26 protein-coding genes and 1 pseudogene are annotated in these 26675 nt (G+C 51.8%); 16 read left to right on the top strand and 11 right to left on the bottom strand.

The genetic code is table 11. From position 1 onward, the window contains the following. Positions 1–253: 253 nt before the first annotated feature. A complete protein-coding gene (locus F7C11_RS09460; protein WP_297092927.1) occupies positions 254–1423 on the top strand; it encodes a hypothetical protein in 1170 nt (389 codons plus the stop codon). Beyond that, a complete protein-coding gene (locus F7C11_RS09455) occupies positions 1424–3106 on the top strand; it encodes a hypothetical protein (protein WP_297092926.1) in 1683 nt (560 codons plus the stop codon). Positions 3107–3203: 97 nt separating this feature from the next. Here F7C11_RS09455 and tpiA read toward each other — a convergent pair whose 3' ends face one another. Then, a complete protein-coding gene (gene tpiA / locus F7C11_RS09450) occupies positions 3204–3884 on the bottom strand; it encodes a triose-phosphate isomerase (RefSeq protein ID WP_297092925.1) in 681 nt (226 codons plus the stop codon). Between the two features lie 70 nt (positions 3885–3954). Next, a pseudogene (coaD, locus tag F7C11_RS09445) lies at positions 3955–4419 on the bottom strand (phosphopantetheine adenylyltransferase); the annotation flags it as partial. Between the two features lie 70 nt (positions 4420–4489). Here coaD and F7C11_RS09440 point away from each other — a divergent pair. The 5 genes from F7C11_RS09440 to F7C11_RS09420 all read left to right on the top strand — a co-directional run bounded on the left by F7C11_RS09440 (position 4490) and on the right by F7C11_RS09420 (position 9399). Then, positions 4490–5677, top strand: a complete 1188-nt coding sequence (locus F7C11_RS09440) for a hypothetical protein (protein WP_297092924.1) — start codon at positions 4490–4492, stop codon at positions 5675–5677. Continuing rightward, positions 5678–6994 (top strand): acetate--CoA ligase family protein, encoded by a 1317-nt coding sequence (locus F7C11_RS09435; RefSeq protein ID WP_297092923.1) that lies wholly within the window; start codon positions 5678–5680, stop codon positions 6992–6994. A gap of 83 nt (positions 6995–7077) precedes the next feature. Next, the gene (locus tag F7C11_RS09430; protein WP_297092922.1) at positions 7078–7599 is read left to right on the top strand and encodes a flavin reductase family protein; all 522 of its coding nucleotides are present in this window, start codon (positions 7078–7080) and stop codon (positions 7597–7599) included. Between the two features lie 40 nt (positions 7600–7639). After that, a complete protein-coding gene (locus tag F7C11_RS09425; protein WP_297092921.1) occupies positions 7640–8617 on the top strand; it encodes a bifunctional N(6)-L-threonylcarbamoyladenine synthase/serine/threonine protein kinase in 978 nt (325 codons plus the stop codon). Continuing rightward, positions 8608–9399 carry a DUF835 domain-containing protein gene (locus tag F7C11_RS09420; RefSeq protein WP_297092920.1) on the top strand — a complete coding sequence of 264 codons (792 nt, stop codon included), beginning with the start codon at positions 8608–8610 and terminating at the stop codon, positions 9397–9399. Before F7C11_RS09425 ends, F7C11_RS09420 begins: the two co-directional genes overlap by 10 nt. On the opposite strand, the gene F7C11_RS09415 is transcribed toward F7C11_RS09420, so the two are convergent. From F7C11_RS09415 to F7C11_RS09380, 8 genes are all read right to left on the bottom strand, one after another. Beyond that, positions 9383–10219 carry an NAD(+) kinase gene (locus tag F7C11_RS09415; RefSeq protein ID WP_297092919.1) on the bottom strand — a complete coding sequence of 279 codons (837 nt, stop codon included), beginning with the start codon at positions 10217–10219 and terminating at the stop codon, positions 9383–9385. The genes F7C11_RS09420 and F7C11_RS09415 overlap by 17 nt on opposite strands. Next, the gene (locus F7C11_RS09410; protein ID WP_297092918.1) at positions 10216–10380 is read right to left on the bottom strand and encodes a hypothetical protein; all 165 of its coding nucleotides are present in this window, start codon (positions 10378–10380) and stop codon (positions 10216–10218) included. Before F7C11_RS09410 ends, F7C11_RS09415 begins: the two co-directional genes overlap by 4 nt. An 11-nt stretch (positions 10381–10391) precedes the next feature. Next, entirely contained in the window at positions 10392–11456 is a 1065-nt protein-coding gene (locus F7C11_RS09405) for a lysylphosphatidylglycerol synthase transmembrane domain-containing protein (RefSeq protein ID WP_297092917.1), read from the bottom strand. A 2-nt stretch (positions 11457–11458) separates the two neighbouring features. Continuing rightward, the gene (locus F7C11_RS09400; RefSeq protein ID WP_297092916.1) at positions 11459–12607 is read right to left on the bottom strand and encodes an RsmB/NOP family class I SAM-dependent RNA methyltransferase; all 1149 of its coding nucleotides are present in this window, start codon (positions 12605–12607) and stop codon (positions 11459–11461) included. 9 nt (positions 12608–12616) lie between these two features. After that, entirely contained in the window at positions 12617–13135 is a 519-nt protein-coding gene (locus tag F7C11_RS09395; protein WP_297092963.1) for a DUF3201 domain-containing protein, read from the bottom strand. 43 nt (positions 13136–13178) lie between these two features. Further along, the gene (locus F7C11_RS09390; protein ID WP_297092915.1) at positions 13179–14087 is read right to left on the bottom strand and encodes an LEA type 2 family protein; all 909 of its coding nucleotides are present in this window, start codon (positions 14085–14087) and stop codon (positions 13179–13181) included. A gap of 65 nt (positions 14088–14152) precedes the next feature. Further along, positions 14153–16522 carry a COG1361 S-layer family protein gene (locus F7C11_RS09385; RefSeq protein WP_297092914.1) on the bottom strand — a complete coding sequence of 790 codons (2370 nt, stop codon included), beginning with the start codon at positions 16520–16522 and terminating at the stop codon, positions 14153–14155. Beyond that, complete coding sequence (locus F7C11_RS09380; RefSeq protein ID WP_297092913.1) at positions 16519–18786, bottom strand: hydrophobe/amphiphile efflux-3 (HAE3) family transporter; 2268 nt, start codon at positions 18784–18786, stop codon at positions 16519–16521. Before F7C11_RS09380 ends, F7C11_RS09385 begins: the two co-directional genes overlap by 4 nt. A gap of 120 nt (positions 18787–18906) precedes the next feature. Here F7C11_RS09380 and F7C11_RS09375 point away from each other — a divergent pair, with 120 nt between their 5' ends. The 8 genes from F7C11_RS09375 to F7C11_RS09340 all read left to right on the top strand — a co-directional run bounded on the left by F7C11_RS09375 (position 18907) and on the right by F7C11_RS09340 (position 25231). Beyond that, the gene (locus F7C11_RS09375) at positions 18907–19419 is read left to right on the top strand and encodes a GbsR/MarR family transcriptional regulator (RefSeq protein WP_297092912.1); all 513 of its coding nucleotides are present in this window, start codon (positions 18907–18909) and stop codon (positions 19417–19419) included. A gap of 54 nt (positions 19420–19473) precedes the next feature. Then, positions 19474–19986, top strand: a complete 513-nt coding sequence (locus F7C11_RS09370) for a CDP-2,3-bis-(O-geranylgeranyl)-sn-glycerol synthase (RefSeq protein WP_297092962.1) — start codon at positions 19474–19476, stop codon at positions 19984–19986. Positions 19987–20164: 178 nt separating this feature from the next. Next, entirely contained in the window at positions 20165–20371 is a 207-nt protein-coding gene (locus tag F7C11_RS09365; protein WP_297092911.1) for a hypothetical protein, read from the top strand. A 104-nt stretch (positions 20372–20475) separates the two neighbouring features. Further along, positions 20476–22440: a hypothetical protein gene (locus F7C11_RS09360; protein ID WP_297092910.1), complete on the top strand. Its 1965-nt coding sequence runs from the start codon at positions 20476–20478 to the stop codon at positions 22438–22440. Positions 22441–22446: 6 nt separating this feature from the next. Then, complete coding sequence (locus tag F7C11_RS09355) at positions 22447–22740, top strand: hypothetical protein (RefSeq protein WP_297092909.1); 294 nt, start codon at positions 22447–22449, stop codon at positions 22738–22740. 736 nt (positions 22741–23476) lie between these two features. Next, positions 23477–23992 (top strand): hypothetical protein, encoded by a 516-nt coding sequence (locus tag F7C11_RS09350; protein ID WP_297092908.1) that lies wholly within the window; start codon positions 23477–23479, stop codon positions 23990–23992. Positions 23993–24264: 272 nt separating this feature from the next. After that, positions 24265–24531: a ubiquitin-like small modifier protein 1 gene (locus F7C11_RS09345; RefSeq protein ID WP_297092961.1), complete on the top strand. Its 267-nt coding sequence runs from the start codon at positions 24265–24267 to the stop codon at positions 24529–24531. A 1-nt stretch (position 24532) separates the two neighbouring features. Next, positions 24533–25231, top strand: a complete 699-nt coding sequence (locus F7C11_RS09340; protein ID WP_297092907.1) for a ThiF family adenylyltransferase — start codon at positions 24533–24535, stop codon at positions 25229–25231. On the opposite strand, the gene F7C11_RS09335 is transcribed toward F7C11_RS09340, so the two are convergent. After that, on the bottom strand, positions 25224–26087 hold the full coding sequence (locus F7C11_RS09335) for a hypothetical protein (RefSeq protein ID WP_297092960.1): 864 nt from the start codon (positions 26085–26087) through the stop codon (positions 25224–25226). The genes F7C11_RS09340 and F7C11_RS09335 overlap by 8 nt on opposite strands. A gap of 99 nt (positions 26088–26186) precedes the next feature. On the opposite strand from F7C11_RS09335, the gene F7C11_RS09330 reads away from it, so the two are divergent. Further along, positions 26187–26615: a molybdenum cofactor biosynthesis protein MoaE gene (locus F7C11_RS09330; protein ID WP_297092906.1), complete on the top strand. Its 429-nt coding sequence runs from the start codon at positions 26187–26189 to the stop codon at positions 26613–26615. Positions 26616–26675 lie beyond the last annotated feature (60 nt).

Below are 26675 nucleotides of genomic sequence, written 5' to 3'. Positions count from 1 at the left end.
CAGAATTTAGAGGGGCACTCATCCAAAGAGACATTTTATCAGGCAGTTTCAACTTTGGTCAAGCTTTGCTTTGCAAAGGTTGTTTGCCTCTTCGAGTTTTTAGATCATCAAGACATAATATTATTTTCAGTGAGTTTACTCTTGTACTTTAGAATAGCCCTCTCGTATTGTCTAGAACAGAGCAAAATTCTTATAATTCGTGATTGTTATATCATTTCTGCAGCGTGAGACAAGTCTTTGGGGTGAACCTTTAATGGGTTCTACTGAGCTGGATCGTCTAGCTCAATACGCTGAATATCCAGATATGTTACTGACTATTCTAGATAGTCTTTCTCAAGAAATTCTGACGAAGCATGAGGCTTATAGGGACAGCACTATCTTGTTAGCCGCTCTTTATACTAAGATTCGTTCATCGGATACCTCTGTGTCTATTTTTTCTTCATTACCTGTTAGTGACAATTATTTGAATCTTCCCTCAAGACCTTCACTAGATAAGTTTTACTATGCTTCCATTTTGTATTTAGTTCGTGGAGATAGTAGTAAATTAAAAGAGCTTGTTCCAATTATCAGAAATCAAATTTTTGATATGCTTGAACGATCATCACATTTTAGAGTTTATGAGACATTGAAATATTGGGTAGGTAGATACTTGTTCTTAGATGTTATACTTAGATACAACAGAATTGACCTGGAACTTCTGACGGATTCTCTTCTTCACGAATTAATAAACAACAGATACCTAAAATCTATGCCTCTGGAAAACATCCTTAGATTATTTGGTAGTATCATATGGAAATTTGATTTTACCTCCTCACCAGAAACTGTTTTGCAAGTTTTAGACGATACTGATTTTGAAAATCTCCCGATCATGGCGTATTTATTGTGGAAGAAATACACAAAAACAAAAGATCCCTTATTTTTGGTGCTTCACTATACCGCAATAAAGAAAATTCTAGAAACTCTGAATAGCTCTATTTCCTTTGTTAGGATATCTAGTTTAGACGAGAGTATCATAGAAATTCTTTTTGAAATAGGCATCCTTTTGCACTATGTGGGATATGCCAACTCATTGTCTCTCCCAGAAACAGAGCGGAGGAAATATATCGCATCTATAGACAAAACTCTAGCATTAAGGATGATTGAGCAGTACATCAATGAAGCTCTTCTCGTAAGTATCGAAGATATAATACCAGAGTCAATTTTATCTTGGATTCCGAGATCTATTAAAGACTTCAAAATGCCCTTATGGACAATATTGCTTGGGAATGTTGTTATTGCAGTAATTTCAATATTTTTCCCCCGAGTCTATCAATCCTATTGGATGCCTTTGCTTGCTATATACTTTGGTTCAGTCGTAGTCATACTACGTTCACTTTACACTCTCAAAAATAAGATTACAAGTAAAGTCAAGGAGGTATTATAGATGAGACATACAGAATTTGGCACTACCCTATACATATCAGATATACCTTTTGAAAAGTTTCCCAACAAGGGAGACTTAAAAACCGCAGTATTTATGGATATGATAAGAATTGTGTCCTCACAGGACCCAGAAAAATTCCGGATAGATCTAGAAAACAGAACAGTAGATTATTATGTCACTAATGTTGGATGGGTGCGGGTTGTATATACTTTAAACTATCTTCCCCGTGACAGAAAGATACTGCTTAGTATATTTCCTGGATGGGCTAAACCGTACGGATCACAGCCTAGGAGATGGACTTCAGACCAGTGTCTGAATGTAGCTTTAGAATTTCTCCAGTTATGTGATACTTTAGGAGATACCTTTAGTGTCAATATTCACAGCTATGGCACGCTACAATTCGAAAGACAATACCTGGAAGATTATATTGATATTTCCAACTGGAGGATGTCTATCTTTAACAGATGGGAAACTACATTAAAAGACATTTTCGAGTACAAGGAAAACTTCAAAGAAAGTGGTATGTACAAGGTATACGTCTCTCTAATAAAATACAGCAAACATACTAATTATGTGTTTATCGTTTTCTCTGATGAAAATAATGGCATTCTTGATCAATTATTCGAAAAATTGAAACCCTTTGGAGAAATTGAAGGCCCATATCCTCCAAAATTATACAAAGTAGTATTAGAAAGCCATGCCCCAGCCAGAATTGCTGCAATTTTTGTTGGGGAGAAAGAGACAATCGGCTCATTATATAAAGATGCTAAAAAATATTTGGATGTCCATGGTATACCTAGCCAATTCATCTCCGTTGAAACAATAACTAACAAATTCAAGAAGTATCGCGGAGTTGTCCTGAACTTCTTAATTGAACTATTTACAAAACTAGGGCCAGCCAAACCCTTGACATTAAAACCACCGAAATCTTTCCAGGATATCACTGGTGTTCTCTGCTTATCAGACATTGAGATGGGAAGAGAGCTCCAGAAGTTGTTTGGAGCGTTGTTCCTATACGTAACACCTCAATCCTTAGAAGAAGAGATTCATATCTACGAGGACATTAACTATTCAATTACTAGATATGGCAGACTCTATTTTGAAGATGAGAACGATCTCAATACACTTACGGGATATGTGTATCACCTTTGTGGTCCAGACGCTATAAAAATGGATATTATTATAACAAGGCGCTGGAAAATAAAAGACATTAAAAAACTCGTTAGAAACCTAGAAGCTAATGGATATCAGATTAATAGAATATACTACGTTTCAACGAGAGTTGCAAGGTTTCTAGATGAAAGTTTGATAAATGACAAAATCAAGCGAGGTAAAATTGACTACAAAGTTCCTCCTAAATATCGCCCGTATCTAGGAAAATATCTCCACCATTACATTATAGTGAGCCCTAGGGCAGCATTTATTAGAGGAGCAACATCTCTCAAAATATACCCTAATTTATCCAGCGTGTATGTAGAACTAGTATGGCCTTATGAGGCTAGATTAACTTATGAGGATTTAGAAAAGGTCTTATGGCTAATCAAAAAAAGGGCGTATCGTTTCCAAGAGTTTTTTGTCACTAAAACTCCTGAGCCAGTATGGATATTTAGAACCAATTTACGAAAAATCTATCTGGGAGAGATCGACGAAAAAGTGAAAATCCCTCTTAGGTTGCTGATATAAATCTCTATTTCATTCTTGTTGTTTCTTACGAATTATCCCCAGATCCCGAATAGGGAAATAATAGGAGTTAAGATTAACAAGTTGAAATTGAAAAGCCTCAAACAATCAGCGACACCAGGTCCCTTATCGCCTTCTCCGGGTCTTTGGCCTTCGTAACCCCGCTCGCGAGGAGAACGCCGACGCTTCCGAGCTCAAGGGCCTTCTTGACGTCCTCGCCGGTGGAAATTCCCGCGCCCGTGAGAACCTTGACGTCCGGGTTGACCCTTTTAACGAGCTCAACTGTGTTGGTGATGACCTCCGGCTTGGCCTTGCTCACGGGGATTCCAGTACCTATCAGTTCGGGCGGCTCGACGGCGACGTAGTCCGGCCCGAGTGCCGCCACCGCCGCGCTGACCGCTGGGTTGTTGGAGCAGACCATCGTCATGAGCCCGACTTCCTCAGCACGCCTTATGCTGGCCTCCAGGTCTGCGAGAATCATCCTGTTCTCCGAGTGGTTGAGGAGCGTTCCAACAGCTCCGGCCTCCTTAACGGCCTCCGGAAGGACGTGGCCGGTGTGGCTTCCCGGCGTTATCGGGTCGATGTGCTGCGCAAAGACCGGAATCTCTACCTCCTGGGCTATTCTGTAGAGGTCGGCCAGCTGTGGCGCGACCACGATTGTTATCCCGGTTTCCTTCCACACCTTCTCAGCGGCCCTGGCTATCCTCAGAGCGCCCTCGCCCGTGGCCTGGGCGTAGGTCTTGAAGTTAATCGCTATAATCGGCTCCTTCAGCTTCGACATTGGTATCACCGTAGGTGTTACGTTTTTGTTCCTTAAACGCCTTTCCCTTCGGAGCTTTATTTCCAGTGGAGAGAGGCCTCCCGAAGGGGTCTATGAGGCCGGCCCTTATCAGGGACGAGCTGATTTTAGCCCCCAACGAACTCCTCACGAGGCCGATGGTGACTATTTCCAGGGGCTTCAGGCCTTTTTCCTTTCTCGCCCTGTTCACGATAAGCGCTCCCTTGTAGGTCTCCTCGCTCACGACTATGGCTTCGAGGCTTTTCATATCGCCGGCGAAGCCTATCGCGGTGTTTATCTTGATTATGCGGTAGTTGGAATAGCCGTTCACCTCGAAGAACTTGATTAAATCCTTCAACCGGATTTCATAGGGAAGGATTTTATCGGCGTGGGGCTTCTCCCTTATCATCTCGTCCGATGTAAGGCCGACGTAGACGTATTCCCCGACCTCGAAGGCTTTCCTGAGCAGGGCTTTGTGGCCGAGGTGGAGCCTGTCGAAGGTTCCGCCGACGACGACCTTTTTGTATTTTTTCCCCATGATGCTTTCTTAGGTGGCCGAACCAATAAGCTTTTTTATTCTCTGAGAAGATTCCCGTGGAGGTGGTTGAATGAGGCGGTTCATGGCAATCATTCTCATCGTTTTTCTCCTCACTCCGCTCATCGGTGAGGTCAGTGCGGTCGATGACCCGCAGCCCCTTTTCAGGATGGAGATGACAATTACCGTGGCCCCCGTGAAGGTTGAGAACGTCTCGACCTGGATGGGGACATTCAAGATATACGTGGTTCTGAAGGATCCCGGCTATCGGGAGTACTTTGACTATCTGGCCGCCAACAACAGCACGAAGGCTAACGAGGAGTTCAAGAGCTTCGTGAAGCAGCTGGTTTACGACAACATGAAGGACAACCTTGAGAAGAGGTTCGAGGCCGCCAACATGAACAGTACGATATACCTCCCCTCCGGAGGGCCTGTCAGGGTTCTCGACAACTGGTCAGCCGTCGTGACATTTGCCGTTGCGAACTTCCTTGTGAGCGATGGAAAGGTGCTCCGGTGTCCTGTGAGCGGCTTTCTGGACTTCGTGTACAAAGGACACGTCTTTGACTACAGCTGGGACAAGCTCACCCTGATTCTTCCCCGCGACTACCAGATAAAGAACCTGGCCCCCGTTCCGGACGACCTGAGCGATAACGTTGCCGTGTGGAAGGACGGAAGCTTTCTCCCCCTCATAGAGCTGTACACTCCCGTGTATTCCTACGTGCTGTTTCTGAACTCGACAAGAAAGGAGATTTCCCTCCTCTACGACCCGAACGAGGGCTACGTCCAGTTCAACGCGACCTTCACCGGCGCCAATGCGACTCCATCGATAGTAAACCAGCTCCTGGCGAGCTTCAAGGCCACGATGAACGTCATGAGCATAGATGCCAGGCAGGAGAACGGCTCGCTGGTTGTCATCGGAGTTGTACGGCCGGAGGTTGCCTATCAGGAGACGTCCTCTGAGAAGATATGGAAAGCCATGGTGAAGCTCCCCGGGGCGTTTGACAACATCTCCGTCGTCAGGGGCACTTACGTTCTAGCACCGGACCACACCCTGATAATAACCGTCACGGAGAAAAAATCAAACTACAGGCTCTACGCCTACGGGATAGCCGTTGTGCTCGTGATAGCGGCCGTCATCATCGTGAAGAAGAAGGGGGTCAAGAAGGAACCCAAGATATCCGAACGGGAGTCCGAGGAAGATTCTCCATCGGAAGCGGAAGGGCAAGGGCTGCCGGAGGAACTGGACGGCGGGGGTGAGTGAATGGACTTCTTCTTTTATCCCTCCAGCGTTGCGGTATTTGGCTCCTTCAAGAAGGGCGCCATAGCCTACGAAATCCTGAGGAACATCGTCGAAGGGGACTTTGAGGGCAGGGTGATCCCTGTAAACCCGAAGGGCGGAACCGTCGAGGTTGCCGGGAGGACCTTTGAAATCCGCGAGAGGCTTGATGAGGCCGTTGACACTGCCATAGTAGCGATCCCGGCGAAGTTCGTTCCAGCTCTAATCGATGAAATTGGCTCCCTCATCAAGGGTGCCGTGGTTATAAGCGCGGGCTTTTCCGAGGTCGGGAACAATGAACTTGAGCGTGAGCTGGTTGAAAAAGCGAAAAAGCACGGCGTCAGGATAATCGGTCCCAACTGCGCCGGCATCTTCGGCGTCCACGGGAGGTTCTTCGGCTCCTTTGAGGTTCGGGTTAGACAGGGGGGATTAGCCCTGATCAGCCAGAGCGGTGCCTTCGGCGGTGCGGCCCTGGCGATGGGCAACGAGGAGGGCATAGGCTTTTCCGCCTTCGTGAGCTACGGAAACGCGGCGGATTTAAACGAGAGCGACTTCCTTGAATACTTCGCCGACGATGATAACACCAGGGTCATAGCCCTCTACATCGAGGGCGTTAAGGACGGCAGGCGCTTTCTGAAGGCCCTTCACTATGCTGCGAGCAAAAAGCCCGTCATTATCCTCAAGGCCGGGAAGAGCGCGAGCGGAGCTAAAGCGGCCGCCTCCCACACCGGTTCTCTGGCTGGAAGCTACGAGATTTACAGAGCAGCGTTTAAGCAGGCCGGGGCGATTGAGGTCGAGGAGATGGAGGAGCTCTTCGACGCTGCAAAGGCCTTCGAGATGTACACAAGAGCCGGAAGGAGGGTCGCGGTGATCACGAACTCCGGCGGGCCCGGCGTTCTGGCTACCGATAAGCTCGAAAAACTTGGCCTTGAGGTAGCTAAGCTGAGCGATGAAACCACCCAAGAGCTCCGCTCCTTCCTCCCGCCCCAGTGCTCGGTCAGGAACCCAATAGACCTCATAGCCGACGCCGACTACGAGAGGTACAGGAGAACGATTGAAGTCCTCTGCCGGGACGAAAACGTGGATTCGCTCCTCGTTATCTGCGTGCCCCCCATCTTCCTGCCCAGCGAGGAGATAGCCAGGGCCATAATCGAGGCCGACTGCGGCAAGCCGGTCATCGTCAACTTCATGGCCGGGGAGCTGGTGAGGGGAGGGGTTAGGCTCCTGGAGATGAACGGAATCAAGAACTTCTCAACGCCCGAAAGGGCCGCCAGGGCACTCCACTGGCTCTCCCTTCGCTGATGCTTTTCTCCTTTTGGCATCCTGTGTTCCCTGGGAGCTCTAACCTTTTATACCATGAAGCCGGATTCATATTCGGTGGTGGGATGAAGTCATACAGGCTCCTCTATCCGATGAGAACTTACCTCGTTGTGGCAGGCAGAGGGGAGGAGACAAACGTCATGGCGGCGGACTGGGTTACCATAGTCTCCGCCAGGCCGTTCATGGTCGGTGTTGCCATAGCGCCGCAGAGACACACCTGGAAGCTCGTCAGGAAGTACCGCGAGTTCGTAATAAGCGTCCCCGGCCTGGACATGCTCGATGATGTCTGGATAGTCGGGACAAAACACGGCCCCTCCAAGCTGAAGGAGACGTCCATGGAGCTCGTCCCCTCGAAGGTCATTGAAACGCCGAGCATTGGGAACGCGCTGGCGAACATCGAGTGCAGACTCGTTGACGAAAGGGATTACGGCGACCACACGTGGTTCGTCGGTGAGGTCGTTGGCGGTTCCGCCAGAGAGGACGCCTTTAGGGGCGACAGCCCGAACCTTGGGGCGGGCTTCCTGGCCCATGCCTCATGGACTGACTTCGTGACCTTCGAGAAGAAGGTTTACCAACCGGGACGATAGCCCGGCAACTTTTTATACACTTCTCCAGACCCATATCACGATGATAGCCCTTGGTCTGGAGGGTACCGCACACACTCTCGGCATAGGCATCGTTACAGAAAACGAAGTTCTGGCCAACGTATTCCATACTCTCACGACGGAGAAGGGGGGAATACACCCGAAGGAGGCAGCTGAACACCACTCCCGCCTCCTGAAGCCCCTTCTAAGGAAAGCCCTTGACGAGGCCGGAATAGGTATGGAAGACGTTGATGTGATAGCCTTTTCCCAGGGGCCCGGTCTCGGTCCCTGTCTCCGCGTCGTCGCGACTGCCGCGAGGGCGCTGGCGATAAAGTACCGAAAGCCCATAGTCGGCGTCAACCACTGCATCGCCCACGTGGAGATAACCAAGATGTTCGGCGTCAGGGATCCGGTGGGCCTCTACGTCAGCGGGGGCAACACGCAGGTTCTGGCTCTTGAAGGCGGCCGCTACCGCGTCTTCGGTGAGACCTTGGACATCGGCATAGGGAACGCGATAGACACCTTTGCGAGGGAGCTAGGCTTGGGCTTTCCGGGCGGGCCGAAGATTGAGAAGCTCGCCCTTAAGGGTGAGCGCTACATAGAGCTACCCTACGCGGTTAAGGGCATGGATTTGAGTTTCTCTGGGATACTCACGGAGGCCGTGAGGAAGTACAGAACCGGCAAGTACCGCGTTGAAGACCTTGCCTACTCCTTCCAGGAGACCGCCTTCGCCGCTCTGGTTGAGGTGACGGAGAGGGCGGTGGCTCACACGGGCAAGGATGAGGTCGTCTTGGTCGGCGGCGTTGCCGCCAATAACAGGCTCAGGGAGATGCTCCAGATAATGACCGAGGACAGGGGTATATACTTCTTTGTTCCCCCCTACGACCTCTGCAGGGACAACGGGGCTATGATAGCATATACCGGGCTGAGGATGTACCGCGGAGGCGTTCGCTTCAGCATTCAGGACACCCTGGTTAGGCAGAAGTTCAGAACGGATGAGGTGGAGGTAGTATGGAGCTGATGGTGCCCATGGTGGTGTTCATCGCCGACGTTGTTCTGCTCGTCGTGATAGGATACGCGGCCCTCTACGCCTTCAGGAGGATCAACCGCTACGAAGGTCCTCTCAATCGGTTCATAGTTGTGACGGCGTTTTCACTTCTCCTGGCATCCATCGGCAGGGCACTGGACGTTATAGACGATTTTGTAATACCTCACGGGCTTTTGATGTCCACGGAGCAGGCGATGTACTTTTTCTCGATACTGGGGATAACCTACGGGCTGATGAACTACATCAGGAGTGTCGAGAGGAGAATCTTTCCAGTCCCCTCCGGGAAGGTGCTCGATGGAAAACTGCCCCCGGGCGGTTTCATGTACCTGGGTGAGAAGGAGGATGAGGTGCTGGAGTTCCTCGGGAGGTGCGAGCTTCCTGCCATGGTTGTTACGAGAAGCCCGTGGAAGTACGAGGGCATCTGCGAGCATGTCCAGCCCCTCTGGATAACACAGGCCAGTGAGAGCGGCGTCGGCCCAACGAGGCTCCACGTGATACTGGACAGTGCCGTGAAGTTCTTCCAGGGCGGCGGAAAGCTCGTGGTGATAGACTGTCTTGAGGTTCTGGTTCTCTACAACGAATTCCACTCGGTGTTCAGGTTCCTCTCAGCGCTCAAGGATTACGCTATTGGGACAAGTTCCACGGTTCTCCTCCTCGTTGGGAGCTCCACGCTGGATGAAAAGGAGATGATGATACTGAAAAGGGAGTTCGCCCCAGTAAAAAGCCTGAAAGAACTCCTCAAAACTTCCCCTTGATTTTCATTGTGTACTTCGGGTACACCTCGTTGGTGAAGCGGACGAACTTGGCCCTCCTCGGGGAGAGCTTCACGGTTATCTCGGTTTCCGGTTCAAGGTACGTGTAGAACTGGCCGTCGATGGCAAGGATGACCTCCCTGGTTACTGCGATGTTCCTGATGTCTATCGTGCTGTACGAGGGCACTATCATAGGCCGTGAGCTGAGGGCTATCGGTGCCAATGGGGCTATGACCATCACGTCCAGCCTTGGGTCCACGAAGGGCCCGCCCGCGCTCATTGCGTATCCCGTGGAGCCCGTCGGTGTTGAGACTATCAGTCCGTCGGCCCTTATCTCGTCAGCCAGGCCCCCGTCTATGTAGTACTTGAGGTGGATTATCTTTCCGGGGATTCCCGTCAGGACGGCCACCTCGTTGAGCGCATCCGGCACGACGTTTTCGCCGTTTAGGTACGTTCTCAGTTTTATGCGTTCATCGAGGTGGTAGTCCCCTTCCAGAAGCTTGCTGAGGGCAAAGAACGCCTCGTGAGGCTCGACTTCGGTGAGGAATCCTAACGTGCCCATGTTGATTCCGAGGATGGGTATGTCCTTCTTGGTTCTGTGCTCCACCCTCAGTATCGTCCCGTCCCCTCCTATGACGATTATGAAATCAACGTCGAAATCCTCAAGCGGACAGACGTCCTCTTCCTGAAACTCGGGGAGATGTCTGTGGGTCTCGCTGTCGACGCATACCTCGTATCCGCTGACCTTAAGGAAGTCGTAGACCCTGTAAGCCAGCTTGAGGGCCTCGGTCTTATCCCGTCTGGCAACTATACCAAACTTCATAGCCCCTCCCTTTCTGCGGCTTTCTCGGTCTTCTCATATCCATAAAGAACATGCCGGGATTCACCAGAATGTCCGCTATACCCCTGGCACCGGTTCCGGTTTATGAGTGCACCTGTTACCGGAAAGGCTCCGATGAAGAACGATATCTTTTTCCGGTCCATAATGCACACCGCTAACCGTTATGTTGAGGGTTATCGTTTATATCGTTGTCGTTTTTTGACTGGAGTTTCTTCTCCTCGCTGATCTTGATGCCGAAGTGGGCCATAACCGAGGCGCCGATGGCCGTTGGCGCCCAGTACGAGACAAGCCTCTCAAGAAGCGTTGCGGTCACCGCTATCTCCTTGTTTATGCCCAGAAGAACGTAAACGGCGGAGTTTATGACCTCTATTATTCCTGCACCACCGGGTATTATCATGAACATGCCCACCACTATGCCGATCATCTGGACGACCATAACGTCTAGGAGGCTTATCGGGTTGTTTATGCTCATGAAGATGAAGTACGAGCGGAGCAGGACGAGGAACCAGAAGGCGAAGGAGTAAATCAGCGAGAGTGTGAAGGCGGTTTTGTGGCGTATGAGAACCTTGAAGTTTTCTTGGAACTGGGGGACGCTCACCTCGACGGTATGGACGAACTTCTCCTCGTATTTGGCGGCTTTTTTGGGCATTATCCTTCCGAAGAGCCTGTATAACCAGTAAAGGATTTTCTTGGTCTTCTTCTCGCTGAGGAGAATTCCGACCGTGGCGAGGGTTATAATGGCGAAGAAGACGTCGAGGAGGAAGAGGGTCATGGTCAGTGAGAGGGAGCCGAGGTTGTAAACGTAAACCGTCGCAAGGAGTAGCATGACTACAACGGGGATGACGTCCATAATCCTGTCCATCATTATGGTGGCGAACACGTGTCCGTAGGGCTGTCTCGTGTGCTTTGAGATGTAGTACATCCTGACGGGCTCGCCGCCGCCCCTGGCGCCGGGGGTCACGTTGTTTATGAAGATGCCCACGAAGAGTCCCCCGATTATGGTTCTGAAGGGCGCATCTATCCCGAGGCTCTTGAGGAGAACGCGCCAGCGGAGCGCCCACATGATGACCGCCGCAACATACGCCAGAATCGCGAGCATGAAGTAGTCCAGCCTTGCACCCTTCAGTATCTTCATGACGTCCTCTAATCCCGCCCACCAGACCAGGAGGAGTATTATGAGCAGGCCGAGGCCCAGGAGGGAGTACTTCTTCCACTCCATGGCTACACCTTCCTGAACCTGGCTATGAAGAAGCCCTGGGTCAGGTGCCTGTTCGGGTAGAACCTCTGAACCTCATCAATACCCATACCGCTCGAACCTATGAAGATGCTCTGCTCTTCGAGCTTTAAACCTTTGCCGAGTATGTACTTCACGTTGGCCTCGTTCTCCTCGTAGCTCAGCGTGCAGGTGGAGTAAACGAGAACGCCACCTTTTCTGAGGGATTTTATGGCGGCGTTGATGAAATGCCTCTGGTAGCGTGCGGTCGCCTCTATGTCTCTCGGCGTCCTGCTCTCCCACAGCTTCGGTCTTATGCCGAGGGCGGTGCACGGCGCGTCTAGGAGTATCTTGTCCGCCTCGATTCCCAGCTCCGGAAGCTTTCTGGAATCCATGTGGATTAGCTTGACGTTCTTCACGCCGAGCCTTTTGAGCTCCTCCTCCATCTTTTTGAGCCTGTTTCTGGACTTGTCCATCGCTATTATCTCGCCCCTGTTTTCCATGAGCTGGGCTATGTGGCTCGTCTTTCCCCCGGGGGCGGCGGCCATGTCAACTATCAGCTCCTCCTCGCTCGGCTCAAGGACGTGAGCCACAACCATCGAGGGCAGGCTCTGGGCGTAGAAGAGACCCTCCCTGAAGGACTCCAGTTCACTCAGACTCGGCAGTTTGAACTTCGGCAGGGTGACCTCGACGGCAAGTCCCCTCGTCGAGACCACCATCTCCTTGGCGCTCATTCTGGCAACGCCAATCCCGACGAGAAGCCCCCTCGGGTCGCGTATCTCAACCTCATCGCCGGGCTTGATTTTTTTGTCGGCCTGGAGGACACCGGGGGCGTAGAGCATGGCCCCTTGGTAGACGCTCTCACTGGCGAACTTGTTGGCGCGGACGACCGGCAGGCCGGGCTCGTAGTCATCATCAAAGTTCGGGCCCTCGCGCTCGAAGTATATTCCCTCCTTGAGGTAGGGGCTCCTCTTCGGCTTCAGCCCTTCCCTCCTGAGGATGCTCATTAGCTTCTGCCTGCTCGTCTTGAGGGTGTTCACGCGGATGTAGTACTTCTCCACCGGCGTCCTGAGGGAGGCCATTATCTCCTCGGCCTCGCTCCCGAAGAGCCTCCGGTAGTACTCCCTCAGCTCCGGGGGGAAAGCCTCGGCGTACATGGGGACACCTCAGAGATCGAAGATTTCGAAGCGCTTACCGGCCTCTATGAGCTTCATGAGTCCCTTTTTCAGCTCTCCAGCGCTTTCAAAGTTGGCTTCGAACTGGAACAGCTTTTCGTCGCTGGCGGCAATCTTTTTGAGTATCCCCTCCGGGGAGGCCTCTCCGTCCCTGCGCCAGTTGTAGATGTCGCTCAGAAAGTCTTGGGCGCCGTATATGAAGCTCCTTGGAAAGAGCTCGATGAATCTCCCAATGAACTCGGCGGTTATCCTCTCTTTAGGAACGGCGACGACGAAGTAGTAGCTCTCAGGGGTGGCGCCGACTTCGATCTGGGGCTTTACCTCGAAGGCCGGGTGCGGGTACTTCATAAGCCTCCACTCGCCGTCGAGGAAGATGTACGCCCCGAAGGCCTCTTCAACGTCCTCTACCCTGAAGCCCTCCTTCGGGAGTTCAAGCTTGAGCTCCTCGTTGAGGGTGAATATGCTCTCCCACATCTCGTTCAGGAACTCGTGAATCTCTCTCACGTTCATTTTTCTCACCAGAAAATGGAAAAGACGGGAGCCTTAAAAACCTTCATCCGGAGAGGAGGTTCTCCAGCATGGTGTTTATGCCGCCCATGATGTCCGTCTTCACGGTCTCTTCGTAGCTCGCTAGCTTGATGCTGTAATCCCGGCCGAGAACCGTTATGTCCATGTATATGTTGGCCCTGACCTTGCTGACCTCGCCGTTCTTTATGTGGGCGGCCCAGACCCCGGGGAGGACGTCCTCCTCTATGAAAGTCTCGACATCCAGTGTTGCGTAGCCCTTGGGCGGCAGAACCACCGTTTCTAGGGTCTTTCCGTAGCCGATCTTCACGTCGTTGACGTACATGTCGAAGCTCACGTTTCCGAGGGGGATTCTGTAGGGGTTTGGGTTGTAGAACTTCATATGGGCTATCAGTACCGCCTTTCCGTCCCGCTCCCCTGCCCAGTCAAAGGTCGTTTTGACCAACGCAGGGCTCTTGACGAGTCCACCCGCGAGTTCCTTGCTCTCCGCCGTGAAGTTGAGGTACGCGAGGATGTCCTCACTGATACTTTGCTTTATGTCGGCGTTGATGGGTATCACCCTGAGGAGGCTTCCCCTGAGGCGGAACTCGACCTCCCCCCTCTGGCCGTTGTCCAGGTAGGCCACCATGGAGCGGACAAGGTTTTCGTTGTCTATGACTATGGCCATGCTGATGTCTGACTTCGTCGCGCCGTAGTCGAACCTCGCGACCCTGGCAACGGGTATTCCCATAAAGATCAGGCTTAGGTTCTCTATCTCCGCAGGAACGAGCAGGGGCTTGCCCAGCTTTGCATCGACCCATATCTCGGTCGTCTTTTCATCCACATAGCCCCAGCTGGCGTGAACCGTTGGGTTGGCCGTCACGGCGGCATAGGCCACGTAGCCTGCCCAGGCGATGATTATCAGCACTGCACCGAGTATCATCAGCTTCCAGTTCATTCATTTCACCGTATCCCTTCATTCTTCAAAGTGCGTTTAAATGTTTCCAAAGCCGGGGCGGTGGGTCATTTGGACCTCTTCCTGTAGGTGTAGAGCACAGCTATAACCACGAGCACGCCAATGACTACGGCGAGGTTTCTCAGGTTGGTCTGGGTTTTTGTGTTCTCCTTCACTGTTACGGTCACGGTTCTCTCGAAGACGTAGACGTTGTCGTCCCCCTGGGTGGGGTCTCCGACGGCCCTTATGCGCAACTGGATATTGTAGTCCTTGGGAATCGCATCCCTGTCTATCCTGAGCACGATTACCCCCTCTCCCGTTGCTCCTGGGGCCAGGTCGCCGATGTAGTCCGTTCTCTTGTCCAGACTGAAGGGCTGGTCCGCCTTCACGACCCCCTCGATGAGCACGCTGGTGGCCTTCTCACCGCCGGTGTTCTTCAGCTCGACGTACACGTTGACGGTCTCCCCCTGGAGCGGCTCCGGGTCGAGGCGCACTCCGACGACCTCGATGTTCGGCTTGGTGCCTATTATGATTGGAACCTTGAGCGTGACGTTCTTCTGTATGCCGAGATCGTTGGTGTAGGTCACGAGCAGGGGTATCTCGTAAGTTCCAGAGCTGGCGTTCTCTGCGACGTTTATCTTGAACGATGACTGTGCGGACTCGCCCTTTCCAAGGCTCCCCAGCCCAATGACCTGCTCACTGCTCTCGCTGAGCGAGAAGGGCCACCTGGGCATGGGCTTGACTATTATCGTCCTGGCGGTTCCGGTTCCAACGTTGTCAATCTGGAAGTCGACTTCGACGTTGTCCGTTCCGGGGATTATCTTGCCGGGCGACGTTGAGACCTTTGAGAGGATCAGCTGGGCCCTCCCGGTCACGTCTATTCCCACCAGCCTCTCGTCGGTTATCTCCTTCTCGTTCGGCTCCGTGAGGTACTTCAGCTCTATCCTGAGCGGGTATATGCCGTTCTCCAGCCTGTCGTTGGCCTTGATTCTGAACTCAAGGGTGACTTTCTCCCCGGGCTGAAGCTGGGCCACGTACTTAACGTTGTCTTCCCCAATGGGAAGGAAAGCCTCTATGTTCTGCTTGGCGAGCTGGGCCATTATCTGGTTGAGGGCGTCCTGCAGGTTCTGGCTCAGTTGCTCGCTCCCCTGAACCGGAAGTTGCGAGAGAGCAGAGAGGTCGACGTTCTTTATCTCGCCCTGTACCGGCACTTTGTAGGAGCTTATCTTCAGGCTGAGTGCTTTAACCGGCTCTGCTCCGGTGTTCTCAATGGTAAAGCGCACCGTGAATGTGTCTCCAGGGCTTATCTCCATGGGTTCGGTCTCGACCTTTGTTATCTCGACGAAGGCTTCTCTGGGCTTCTTGACTGTGAGCGCCACGAAGTTGTAGCTCTGCACCATGCGCATGTTTGCCCCCAGGCCGGTGAAATAGACGACCCCAACGTAGAGGGGGTACGTTCCAACGTCGGCGTTGGGGTTTATCTTTATCCTGAAGGTTAGAGTCGCGTTTTCCTTGCCTTCGAGGTACTCAATGTACTGCACGGCGCTTCCCTCTGGATAGAAGACGCTCTTCGAAAGGCCCGTCTGGCTTAGGGCCATCGAAACTGCGCTCGCTATTGAGGAGCTGTCGTTGAAGCTCATCGGTGCGGGCGTAACGAAGACGTTGATGTAGCGCACCTTCAGGGCCCCCTCGTTCCTGAGGTGAACCTTAACGGTAACCGTGTCTCCCGGCTGAACAGTGCTCGGCATCTCGACGTTTGAAATTATCATCCCCGGAGCGGTTGCGGCCCTCCATTCGGGGGGCCCGCTTATGCTCATCCTGACACCGTTCGGATAGACCTCGTTGATCGTCACGTAAACCGTCTGGTTGTCAACGCTGACCTCCACCGTTTCCCCTTCCCGAACTGGGGTTACGTCGGGGTACGTTATCTCCATCAGGACGTCTTCCTTTCTTATTCCAAGTTCGGGGTGTTCCTCGATGGTCTTCATAACGGCCTCTCCTATCTCCTCGGGCGATGCCGAGTTCAGCCACTGATAGAACCCATAGGCGTTGGCTATTAGGCAGGCGTTGAATTCGGCGCTGTTGTTCACGTACCGCTCGCACTGGGTCACGTCGTAGCCCATGGTCTGTGCCATGGCCATCAGGAACTCTGGGTCGAGGAGAAGGCGCTGTATCTTGTTGGGGTCAGGCACGAGTATCGTCTTGTATTCGGCGTTGAGTATTCTGCCGTCCTTCATTATGAGGAGGAAGGCGTAGTAGTCACCGCTTCCGTAGTCCTTCTGGGTGTCAGTAAGGGTCACTATGAGCGGGCCAACGAGAATGGCTTCACCCTTGCTCAGGTAGCCCTCAAAGAGAGGACTTCCGGTTGATGCGCTCACGCTCCCGGAGAGCATCGCGGTGATGAGCATCAGGGCAAGTATCAATCCGGTCTTTTTCATTCTCTACCACCTCCAATATTTCTCCCGTAAAAGACCTGCAGCAGCGCGGGGGTTACGAGGTAAGCGGCAAACATTGATGCAAATATTCCAAATGCGAGCGTGGTTCCGAAGTCGTGTATGGTCGGCAGCTCGCCGGCGAGCAAAGCCAGAAAGCCGCCGGCCGTTGTCAGGGCTCCGGCAAGTATGCCGGGCCCGACGCTCTCAACAGAGGTGACTATCGGCCTGGGGTTGCCCTCGTTCATCTCCTCAAGGAAGCGGTGGGTGAGGTGCATGCCGTAGTCAACGCCCAGACCGACTATCATTGAGATGACTCCGGCCAGACTCTGGGTGAACGGTATTCCGGCCCATCCCATGAAGCCGACCGTCCATAGGGCACCCAGAAACATCGGTGTTATCATCGCAATCGAAACCTTGGGTCTCCTGAAGAGGAGGAGCACTATCAACACGACAAAGGCGGTTCCGTACATCGAGATGCGGTTTATCTCGACCTTCGTGAGCTGGTCGAGTACGTAGTTCAGGTATATGTCCCCGGTCAGCGAGAGACTCACGCCCGGCGGGAACTCGGTCTTCTGCGCTCTCTCCGTTTCCTCCTCAAAATAACGCATTATCCTCCTGAAATCGTCCATGCTGGCTCCTCCAAAGTCGCCCTTGAACTTGATGATGGTCATGGAATAGTCGCTTGAGACCAGACTGGGGCCCTGGCTCTTCTCCAGGGCGCTCTTTATCTTCTCCCCGTCGTTCGGGATGTAGCCGTACTGCCGGTGAACCACGTCCGCGATGCTGTCCGAGTCGAAGACGCCGTTGTAGTAGGAGTCCGCCTTTATCTGGTTCTCGAATAGGTAGATGTCCCTGACGATGGTCGGGTTCCTGACGTCGTCGGCCTTAACAAGGACGTACAGCTCGTCCTGACCGCCGAAGTCGCTCCTGATGTCCATGAGAGCCTCTATCTCCGGCATGCCCTCTGGGACGAACTTTTCAAGCCTCACCTCCGTGGTCACCTGAGTTATGCCGTAGCCGAAGAAGAGGGTTATCAGAAACACCGCCGCCAGGAACGTTGCGGGTTTTTTCCTTATGGCCTCCCCGAGGTCGTGGAAGATCCTGCCCACCGCGCCCGAATGAGAGCGAACCTCCGGCACCACGTAGTGGCCTTTCAGCCGCTTCATTATGTCCTCCTCCAGGATTATGACCGCGGGGGTTATCACGACCGCGTTGAGCGCCGCGAGGCTTAGGCCCAGGATCAGCGCGGTGGCCAGGTGGTGGAGCATCGGGAGGCTTGAGAGGTACATCGCGGCAAAGCCCGCTATTGTCGTAAGCGCCGCCCCCAGAAGGGCTTTTCCGGTCTCTGCAACGGCCTCCTCGGCCGCCTCCTCTATGCTCCTTCCCCTCTTCCTCTCCTCATAATAGCGGTTGGTCACGTGGATTCCGTAGTCTATTCCCATTCCTATGAGCATCGCACCTATCGTTGTTGTGGCAAGGTCTAGGGGGATGTTCATCAGTCCCATGAACCCGAGCGTCATCGTAACGCCGAAGACGAGGGGAATGAGTGGGATGGCGGCCTTTACCGGGGAGCGGTAGAAGTACAGGAGCAGGGCCATTACGAGGATGAAGGAGATGGCCATGGTCTTGTTGAGGTCGCTCTGGAGGAGTTCCAGTATGCGGTATGTTATTCCTATGTTCCCGGTCTGGATCACCTCGACGTTCTTCGGGAACTTGACGTCGTTTATGTCCTCCTCTATGCCCTTGTAGACCCTCACGAGGGTCTCCGTTTTCTTCTCCCTGCTTATCGTCACGGCTATTATCGTGGTCGTGTAGTCCCTGCTGACGAGGCTGTACCTCTCCTCCGGCGGGAGCATGTCCAGGACGAACTTTGCCTCCTCCTCCGTCTTTGGAAGCCTCCCCAGAACCTGCATATAGATATCGGCGATGCTCATGGTGTCAGTTACGTATTCCCTCCCTCTGAGCCTCTGCTCAAGTTCGTAGATTGCCTCTATGACCTGCGGGTCGCGGATATCGTAGACGCCTCCGGGCTCTATCGAGTTCACCTTGACGACTATCAGCGTGCTGTCCCCGCTCTGGAACTCGTTCTGAAGGATGGTGTAGTCCGTTATGGCGGGATGGTTTTCGGGGAGCATGGTTCTCAGGTCGCTCTCAAAGCGAAGCTTCTGTATTCCGTATACCGAAACGACCAGCAGAAACACCGCTATCAGTGCAAAGGCCACCCTGTATCTCACGATGATCCTTGCGGCACCCCTCAGTGGATTCATGGTTTCTCCCCCAACTTTCGGAAACTTCCGAAAGTTTTAAATAAGCAAAACCTTAAAAACCTTTTGTCAGTTGATTGATGCAGTCCCTTTCGGCGATGGTATAAAATCGGGGTGTTGGTGATGGGGATCGAGGAGGCCAAGAGGATAATTATGGACCATTTTGCAGGGGCCGCCAGGAGGTTCGGCTTCAACGAGCTTTACGGTTACATCTACGGTGTCCTGTTCCTTGCGAGGGAGCCCATGAGTCTGGGCGAGATTGCAGAGGCGACGGGGTACTCTCTCTCCCACGTGAGCACTGCCCTCAAGTTCATGGAGCGCATAGGGCTCGTGGTGAGAATCAAGAAGCCCGGTGACAAGAAGGCCTACTTCCGGGCCACAAAGCTCCTCAAGGACTGGAGGCAGGCCGCCTACTACGCGAAGATAATGGAGGACATACAGCAGACCAGGGCGAACCTGGAACGGGCCCTTCGGGAGCTTGAAGGTGAGGAAGGCGAGGAGGCGGAGTCAATAAGGCAGAGCATCGAGTTTGCAATGCGGAGGAATGCGCTCGCCGAGAGGATTCTGAGGTTTCTGATTGAGCACGAGGACGAGGAGGTCTTGGAGAGGCTCATCAACTGTCTCGAATCCGGCTGAAAGCGGTAGCTTTAAAACCGGCCTTCAATAATCAGACCGGGTGAAATTATGGCGATGTCACTCTCATCACTGCTGTGGGCGTTCTGGTATATACTGCCCGCCTACGTTGCCAACGCTTCACCGGTGTTGCTGGGGGGAGGTTCCCCTATAGACGGTGGCAGAAAATGGCGTGACGGACGGAGGATTCTCGGCGACGGAAAAACCTGGAGGGGCTTCCTTGGTGGCCTGACGTGCGGCACGCTGACGGGGCTTGTCCAGTACTTCATCACCCCTGGGTTTTACGGGGACCTGAGAACGGCCGCCCTGCTCGCTTTCCTCCTTGCCCTGGGTGCTCTCTTGGGAGACTTGGTTGGCAGCTTCTTCAAGAGGAGGGCAAACCTCCCGCGCGGTGCCCCTGCGATAGGCCTCGACCAGCTTGGATTCCTCATAAGCGCGCTTGCGCTTGCGTATCCGGTTAAAACCCTCGGCTCAGGCCAGATAATATTCCTTCTCCTTGTCTCGCCGTTCATACACTGGGGCGCTAACTACTTCGCCTACCGGATGGGCTGGAAGAGCGTGCCGTGGTGATTAGTGCTCTGTCAGATTTTCCGTTTTTTGCTAACTATTTTAGCAATGCATCAAATTTGAATAGAAAATTCTTTTAAATTTCAACAAAACGTTTTGGTATTTTGGTGACGTTCCCACGAGAAAGTTAGCGGGATTATGGTTAGTAATCCTGATTTTGGGCATGACGGTAAGTGCTGGAATGTCAAACAACTACGCGGCAGCAGTAACGAGCAACGACCCGTACGAGGCTTTCTGGGATATCCTAAACAGGGAGGCCGAACTTGTAGTTGAAGTTGAAAACGGTAATCTCAGTCTTGCTACAGAGTTGATTCAAAACTCCCGTTTGGGTGCGGATAACGCGGCAAACGTTTCAGCCTTAATCTGGGTGGTCTCATTTTCACTGTAACTTCCACTTCAGTGACTTCTACCGGAATAGTCACCACTGAGACGACGTACTACTGGCCTAACGCGCTTAAGGCTTACGAGCTTATCGGCAACGTTTACACGCTGGTGAAGGCAAGAAACTACGGTAATACCAACGTTGAATTGGACTGGATTCTTAACCAGAAAGTCGCAGAGTTAAGGGAGGCCTTGAAAGTCATTGTCATTGAGAGCAGCACAAGTATAACTCCAATTGAGCCTATAATTAAGGATCCAATAGATCCGATAATACCCTCTCCACCAGAGCCAATTCTGCTGCCTGATTCCTCCACTACATCATCCATTGAAAGCACGAGCACACTTTCAACAACTACACTCCCAGAAAGCACCACTACCACAACTCAGCCCGATGAGATTACGCTGTTGGCCCTTGATCCCAACAACGAGGAAGGGCGCTTAGTGGTTGATAGCGTTGATGTGGAAGCGGTTGAGGTAACTTCAGGTTATGCCACTTACAGGGTTGTAGTTCACCTTCATGCTGAGGACAACGCAGTCTCAAACGTGAATGTAGAGTTTCAAGGAACTGAGTTGAGTGACTCCAAGTCTGTGGGCTTCTTGTATCCTGATGATAGCCTTGTAATGGAAAGTGCCGTCAGTGGAAAGGTGTATGGTAGCGGTCAAGTGACGGTGAGTGGGACTGTTAAGATAACCTACACTCCCAGTTCTGGCCCAACACCGAATAATATAGAGCTGGCAAGTGAGGAAAGGGAGATAATGGCGAGCTACTCAAAGACGATAACGCTGGAGGATGGCGTTGATCCTAGCAAGGTTTATGTAAGCGTTTTGACTCAAGATGAAAATGGTGATGGAGTCATTACTGCAGGGGAAGACGTTGCCTTCAAGGTTGTCGTGAAGAATGAGAACAGTAATGCTAATGTTGCAGGATCCTGCAGGATTGACGTGAGGTACCCAATAAGCAGCAGCGACACGAGCACGAGGAGTTTTAGCGTTAGCGTTAACGCTCCCGCGGGTGTGAGTGCAACGGAAACTTTTGGTAGTGTTCATTATGCCTGGTCTGGAACCTTCACGTACACTGGAGAGTGCAGTTTTGGCCAGTACACAAAAAGCTTCAGCGGAAGCGTGACAGTGGAGGAGGGTGACTCCACGGATCCCATTGTTGTGAAGATGATTGATGTTGTTCCAACAAGTTGGCCAAGTACGGCTCGTCTTGGTGGTTCTGTTGAGTTCAGTGTGGATTTGAAGAATACGTATCCAGTAGACAAGTCTGTGAAGGTTAAATTAGAAGTTGATGGGGTTGTTGTTGACGTTGTTGAGACCACTGTTGCTGCAGGTAGTTCCTCGGGAGTGATCCTTATCTGGGATGTTCCGGATGACTTCTCAGTGGGCGAGCATACTGTAAAGATAGAAGCCTGGTCAAGAAACATCGGCTCAGATGATCCCTGGAACCCAGAGGACAGTGGAACAGACTCCATCGAGGTTAAAGGCGTTGAAATCGTGAATATCAATTGTCCTCAAAGGGCAGGCCTTGGTGAGACTATTGAGTGCAAGATATACCTAAAGAACACACTTGATGAAAGAGTTAGCATAAACACCAAGAAAGTCATCTTAACTGGTTATCCCTATGACGAGTATCTCCACAAAACCAGAACATTCAGTATCGAGTATCCTATTCAGAACTCTATCAATATAGATCCAGGCCACACTGAGGTTCTGCTGGTAGCTCCTATTAAAATCCCAGAAGACAAAACACTACTGGACTATAGATATATGTATGATTCTACAACAGGCACCTCCTCGTTTAACTGGGAAGATACAAATTACACCCTCACTATTCGAATAGACATGCCATATCCCCAGAAGGACATGAACATTGACAAACCTATAATGCTCTATTACTTTGGAAGTCCTCTTATGAAAAAAGAGGGTAAGATATTAGAAGGTACATTTTTGTCAGGAAGTGCCTCAGTTATAGGAGCATCCGTAGCGCTACTTTTAGGATTGGGCCCTATAGGAGCGACTATAGTAGGTGGGATGATTTTAGTTACTCTGGTATATATATCAGTAAGGGGGTGATAAGAAATGACCTTTGGGGATGCTTTGTTTGTGCTTGATGTAGTTTTTTATCCGACAGTAATAGTGATTGGGACAGTTACCATGATTGTCAATTTAAAGCGTGGAAAAGTTTACATGGCGAAGAGAGCTGCACTCACATTGCCACTACTCCTAGCGTACTGGTCATGGTCCAGAACATTGGCACCTTACGCAACACGCTTTCCTAGTTATGCCCTAATTTTTGTCGTGGTCACGGTGTCAGTCTTAGCATACATAGCAACACTACCAAAACTTTACCCACAATGCCCTAAAGAGCAGTAAAAGTTTGTTCTTTCGTTTTTATCCAAAGTTATATATCAAAACCGACGACATTCAGGAAAGAGTCTCCGAGGAGGAAGATACGTGAAGTTAATTCTTTCTTATTATGCCTATCCACCGGAATTGAAGTGGCAGTTGCTCCCACTAGTGTTAACCTTTTAGTGCTGCATGTTTGAACAATAATTCTCTTGGATAAATAAAGATAAATAAGGAGGAGATAAATAAGGAGGAAGGCCTTCCCAAGGCCACTCAACATCCTCCTAGCAAGTTCGAGGAGGTGAGAGCACGGGAAGCGTTATTTTAACATGGACTGCTCAGGCTGGAGACCACGACTGGAGGATAGAAGTCCGGGAAGACGGAAAACTGGAAGTTGAGATAATATTTAATAACAACCTTGCAGGGATATTTACAGCAGATTATTTCCTCTCTCCTGGCGGGAGCTACTATAAATACCTATTGACGCCAGGGGGCCAACCAGCGATTTATAGGGTAGCAGTGAAGCTTTCAACAGGACAAATGATCACATATGATATTTGCTTGCTGCCTAATACTGTAGATGTGACTGGATATGAAATAGTTGGAGGTTCCTTATCTGGAGCGGGCGTTATTCTAGCATTTTTAAATATCGATGTTGGAACCCTACTTACTGCAGGTGGGCTTTATTTCTACCCTAGCATAGAGGCACCTTCCCCTCTAGGAGCCACTGAAACAGACAACAATTTGATTGGGGGTGGTTTAAATGGCCGTTAGTCTCGAAGGCTTCTCTTCCTTTCTTTTAATCGTCATCTCTCCATTCCTCTTGCTTTCGCTGGCAGTGTTAGTCAGCGACAGGGATATTATTCGCAGAACCAATTTCTGGGAGGGAGCCGCAAAAATATACACTTGGGCGATTATATTGCCAGCGTGCTATCTGGCGTTTGTCTTTACCTTCCACATGATGGTCAGGTACTATCTGGTCGGTGCAATTATCTTCGTCATTCTCACTGTAGGAGCGTTGTACCTAACCGGTAGCCTCAAAGGTGACCCATGCAAGGTGAGGGGAATTTCCAAGCATGACTACATGCTGGCGGGAATACTAGCAACAGTGTACATCTTGATTCCAGCAGCCATCATCCTCCTCAAAAAAGAGTTCTCCATTGGTTCGGCCATCTACTTTGCAATAGCAATTCTTTACTTCGGGTATTCCTTCAAGCTCCTTAGGGAGGTTCACAGAAGTAATAAAATTCGTGGAGCTCAGAAACGATGTGACGAGTAATGAGAGGAGAGTACCGGTGGACCTAAGTGACATAACCCCCGGAACACCAATAGCGATTAAAGCATACTTAAACCAGGTGAAAGAGCAAAACGGCATTAACGCTTAACTTGGAGAGACTTGAATTTGGTGGTAAGATGATATAATCTTGACGATGAAGAAGGGGACATCCCATCCAGTGAGGGACATAGCTTAACGTCCGGGGAGTTGGAACCTTGACCTTCTTATCCAGCAACCCTTTTTAACTTCCCCTCCAACTTTTTTCGGTGGTGTGGATGAGGATTAAGGTTCGCTACTTCGCCAGGTTCCGCTCCCTCGTTGGCATTGGGGAGGAAGAACTCGAAGTTCCCGAGGGCACGACCGTCGGCGAGCTGATAAGCCTTCTGAAGGAGAGGCATCCCGTTCTCAGGGAGGAGGTTTTTGCGGAGGACGACGACCTAGCGGATGTCAACATCTCCCGCAACGGCAGTTATGCCAGCTTCGATGAGGTTCTGGAGGAAGGAGACGTCGTGGCGCTGTTCCCTCCGGTAAGCGGTGGTTGATATGCTGAGCGAGAGTGAACTGGAGCGCTACGACAGGCAGATTATGATATTTGGAAAGAAAGGCCAGGAAAAGCTGAAGCGCTCAAAGGTCGCGGTCGTCGGCGTCGGGGGTCTCGGAAGCCCGGTTGCCTACTACCTGACCGCTGCGGGCGTTGGCACTCTTCTCCTGGTAGACGAGCAGACGCCCGAGCTGAGCAACCTCAACAGGCAGATACTCCACTGGGAGGAGGATATAGGGAGGAACCCGAAGGCGGTGTCCGCGAAGTGGAAGCTTGAGCGTTTCAACTCCGACGTGAAAATAGAGACCTTCGTCGGAAGGCTGACGGAAGAGAACGTTGAAGAGATACTGGGCGGCGTTGATGTGGTAGTTGACTGCCTGGACAACTTCGGAACGAGGTTTCTCCTCGATGACTACGCGGGAAAGGCAGGGATGCCCCTCGTCCACGGGGCCGTTGAGGGAACCTACGGGCAGGTGACGACCATAGTCCCCGGAAAGACCAAGAGCCTGCGGGAGATATTCCCGAACGTAAGGGAAAAGAGGGAGAAGTTCCCAATACTCGGGGCCACCGCTGGGGTCGTCGGCACCATTCAGGCGATGGAGGTAATAAAACTGCTCACCGGGATAGGTGAGCCCCTCCTAAACAAGCTGCTCATAGTTGACCTGGCCTTCAACACCTTCGACGTTGTCGAGCTCAGGTAGGGGGGTTTACTTCCCTCTTCTCGTTTATGGACGTTATTTGTATGGTCTCGCTCCACGAACCGTTCTGAGTTATCGTCATCTTCCCTATCGTGGGGTCGTCTATTGATGTCTTGGTGCTGACTGAGAAGCTTATTCTGCCCCCGATGAGCCTGCCGTTCTCAAAGTACAGCTCAAGGACGCCGTCCTTCACGCTGATCTCCGTGTCGGGGGTCGTGGCGAAGTACATGGTTGCCAGGGGCTTCACCTCGTAGCCGTTGAGGTAGTACCTGAGCACGAGCCTCCCGTCGTTCTCCCTTTCGTCGGGGGTTCTTTTCAGGTACTCCCTGGCGAGGCTTACGATGTTGTACTTCCAGACGAATTCAGCTGTGGTCGGGTCGTCGCTCTTCACCCACCCAAGGGGGGTGCGGATGTAGGTGACGTTGTTGACAACGACCCTTGATGTGTTGGTGGAGGCACCGTCCTGGACGCTGATTGTCGTCGTGTTCATGCTGGCACTCCAGGATTCAAAGTCCAGGTAGCCCCTTTCGATTATCCTCAGAGTGACGTTGTCCCTCTGGGTGACGTTTTCCTGCGTTACCACCACCAGCATTGAGATTGTGGCGTTGCTGACGTAGGTGTACTGGTTCACAGCTGAGACCCACTGGAGGAGTTCGTCCGTGGTGAGCTCCCTGGGGGTTTCGGTTGGGGGCTGGCTGGTGGTTGTCGGGACGCTCGTCGTGGTGGTTGCTGGAGTTGTGGTTCCGGAGCTGGAAGGGGTCTCGGTGCTCGACGTCGTGGTATCGCCGCCGCCTCCGAGGCAGCCCGCGGTGAATCCGATGACCAGAACCAGAACGAGAACGAGGGCATATTTTTTCATACCTTTCACCCACAGACCCTCTGGTGGAGATCACTTAAACCTTTTCGTTAACCCGGCAGGTTTTAATTTGGTTGGGTATAGTCTTTAGGGGGATGGAAGATGAAGGTCAAGATAACGAAGGAGCCCTTTGACCTTAACGAGGCGCTGAGCTACTTGGTTGTCCCCGAGGCAGGGGGCTATGTCTTCTTCCTTGGCAAGGTCAGAAACGAGAACCATGGGAGAACAGTGAGGAAGCTCATCTACGAGACCTACGAGGAGATGGCCGTCAAGGAGATGGAAAAAATCAGAAGTGAGGCTGTTGAAAAGTTCCCAATCCTGGACATGCTGATATGGCACCGCTACGGAGAACTCGGGGTTGGGGAGGACACCATACTGATAATCGCGAGTGGGAAGCACAGGAAGGAGGCCTTTGAGGCGTGCATCTGGGCCATAGACGAGGTGAAGCGCCGCGTCCCGGTCTGGAAGAGGGAGGTCACCGATGAGGGGACGTTCTGGATTGAGGGTGACCGCCTGGTTCCCGAGAAGTGATTTTCCATTTTTTGCAAACTATTGTTAGTAGTGTGCAAAATCGGAATAGAAAAAGTATAT

This window comes from Thermococcus sp., assembly GCF_015521605.1.
GTDB lineage: Archaea > Methanobacteriota_B > Thermococci > Thermococcales > Thermococcaceae > Thermococcus.
This window is presented reverse-complemented; position numbering and strand designations above follow the sequence as displayed.

Bases quoted from the DNA above. Each gene is read 5' to 3' on its own strand.
- F7C11_RS09460 (WP_297092927.1), top strand. From the start codon at position 254: ATGGGTTCTACTGAGCTGGATCGTCTAGCTCAATACGCTGAATATCCA.
- F7C11_RS09455 (WP_297092926.1), top strand. From the start codon at position 1,424: ATGAGACATACAGAATTTGGCACTACCCTATACATATCAGATATACCT.
- tpiA (WP_297092925.1), bottom strand. From the start codon at position 3,884: ATGTCGAAGCTGAAGGAGCCGATTATAGCGATTAACTTCAAGACCTAC.
- F7C11_RS09440 (WP_297092924.1), top strand. From the start codon at position 4,490: ATGAGGCGGTTCATGGCAATCATTCTCATCGTTTTTCTCCTCACTCCG.
- F7C11_RS09435 (WP_297092923.1), top strand. From the start codon at position 5,678: ATGGACTTCTTCTTTTATCCCTCCAGCGTTGCGGTATTTGGCTCCTTC.
- F7C11_RS09430 (WP_297092922.1), top strand. From the start codon at position 7,078: ATGAAGTCATACAGGCTCCTCTATCCGATGAGAACTTACCTCGTTGTG.
- F7C11_RS09425 (WP_297092921.1), top strand. From the start codon at position 7,640: ATGATAGCCCTTGGTCTGGAGGGTACCGCACACACTCTCGGCATAGGC.
- F7C11_RS09420 (WP_297092920.1), top strand. From the start codon at position 8,608: ATGGAGCTGATGGTGCCCATGGTGGTGTTCATCGCCGACGTTGTTCTG.
- F7C11_RS09415 (WP_297092919.1), bottom strand. From the start codon at position 10,219: ATGAAGTTTGGTATAGTTGCCAGACGGGATAAGACCGAGGCCCTCAAG.
- F7C11_RS09410 (WP_297092918.1), bottom strand. From the start codon at position 10,380: ATGGACCGGAAAAAGATATCGTTCTTCATCGGAGCCTTTCCGGTAACA.
- F7C11_RS09405 (WP_297092917.1), bottom strand. From the start codon at position 11,456: ATGGAGTGGAAGAAGTACTCCCTCCTGGGCCTCGGCCTGCTCATAATA.
- F7C11_RS09400 (WP_297092916.1), bottom strand. From the start codon at position 12,607: ATGTACGCCGAGGCTTTCCCCCCGGAGCTGAGGGAGTACTACCGGAGG.
- F7C11_RS09395 (WP_297092963.1), bottom strand. From the start codon at position 13,135: ATGAACGTGAGAGAGATTCACGAGTTCCTGAACGAGATGTGGGAGAGC.
- F7C11_RS09390 (WP_297092915.1), bottom strand. From the start codon at position 14,087: ATGAACTGGAAGCTGATGATACTCGGTGCAGTGCTGATAATCATCGCC.
- F7C11_RS09385 (WP_297092914.1), bottom strand. From the start codon at position 16,522: ATGAAAAAGACCGGATTGATACTTGCCCTGATGCTCATCACCGCGATG.
- F7C11_RS09380 (WP_297092913.1), bottom strand. From the start codon at position 18,786: ATGAATCCACTGAGGGGTGCCGCAAGGATCATCGTGAGATACAGGGTG.
- F7C11_RS09375 (WP_297092912.1), top strand. From the start codon at position 18,907: ATGGGGATCGAGGAGGCCAAGAGGATAATTATGGACCATTTTGCAGGG.
- F7C11_RS09370 (WP_297092962.1), top strand. From the start codon at position 19,474: ATGTCACTCTCATCACTGCTGTGGGCGTTCTGGTATATACTGCCCGCC.
- F7C11_RS09365 (WP_297092911.1), top strand. From the start codon at position 20,165: ATGTCAAACAACTACGCGGCAGCAGTAACGAGCAACGACCCGTACGAG.
- F7C11_RS09355 (WP_297092909.1), top strand. From the start codon at position 22,447: ATGACCTTTGGGGATGCTTTGTTTGTGCTTGATGTAGTTTTTTATCCG.
- F7C11_RS09350 (WP_297092908.1), top strand. From the start codon at position 23,477: ATGGCCGTTAGTCTCGAAGGCTTCTCTTCCTTTCTTTTAATCGTCATC.
- F7C11_RS09345 (WP_297092961.1), top strand. From the start codon at position 24,265: ATGAGGATTAAGGTTCGCTACTTCGCCAGGTTCCGCTCCCTCGTTGGC.
- F7C11_RS09340 (WP_297092907.1), top strand. From the start codon at position 24,533: ATGCTGAGCGAGAGTGAACTGGAGCGCTACGACAGGCAGATTATGATA.
- F7C11_RS09335 (WP_297092960.1), bottom strand. From the start codon at position 26,087: ATGAAAAAATATGCCCTCGTTCTCGTTCTGGTTCTGGTCATCGGATTC.
- F7C11_RS09330 (WP_297092906.1), top strand. From the start codon at position 26,187: ATGAAGGTCAAGATAACGAAGGAGCCCTTTGACCTTAACGAGGCGCTG.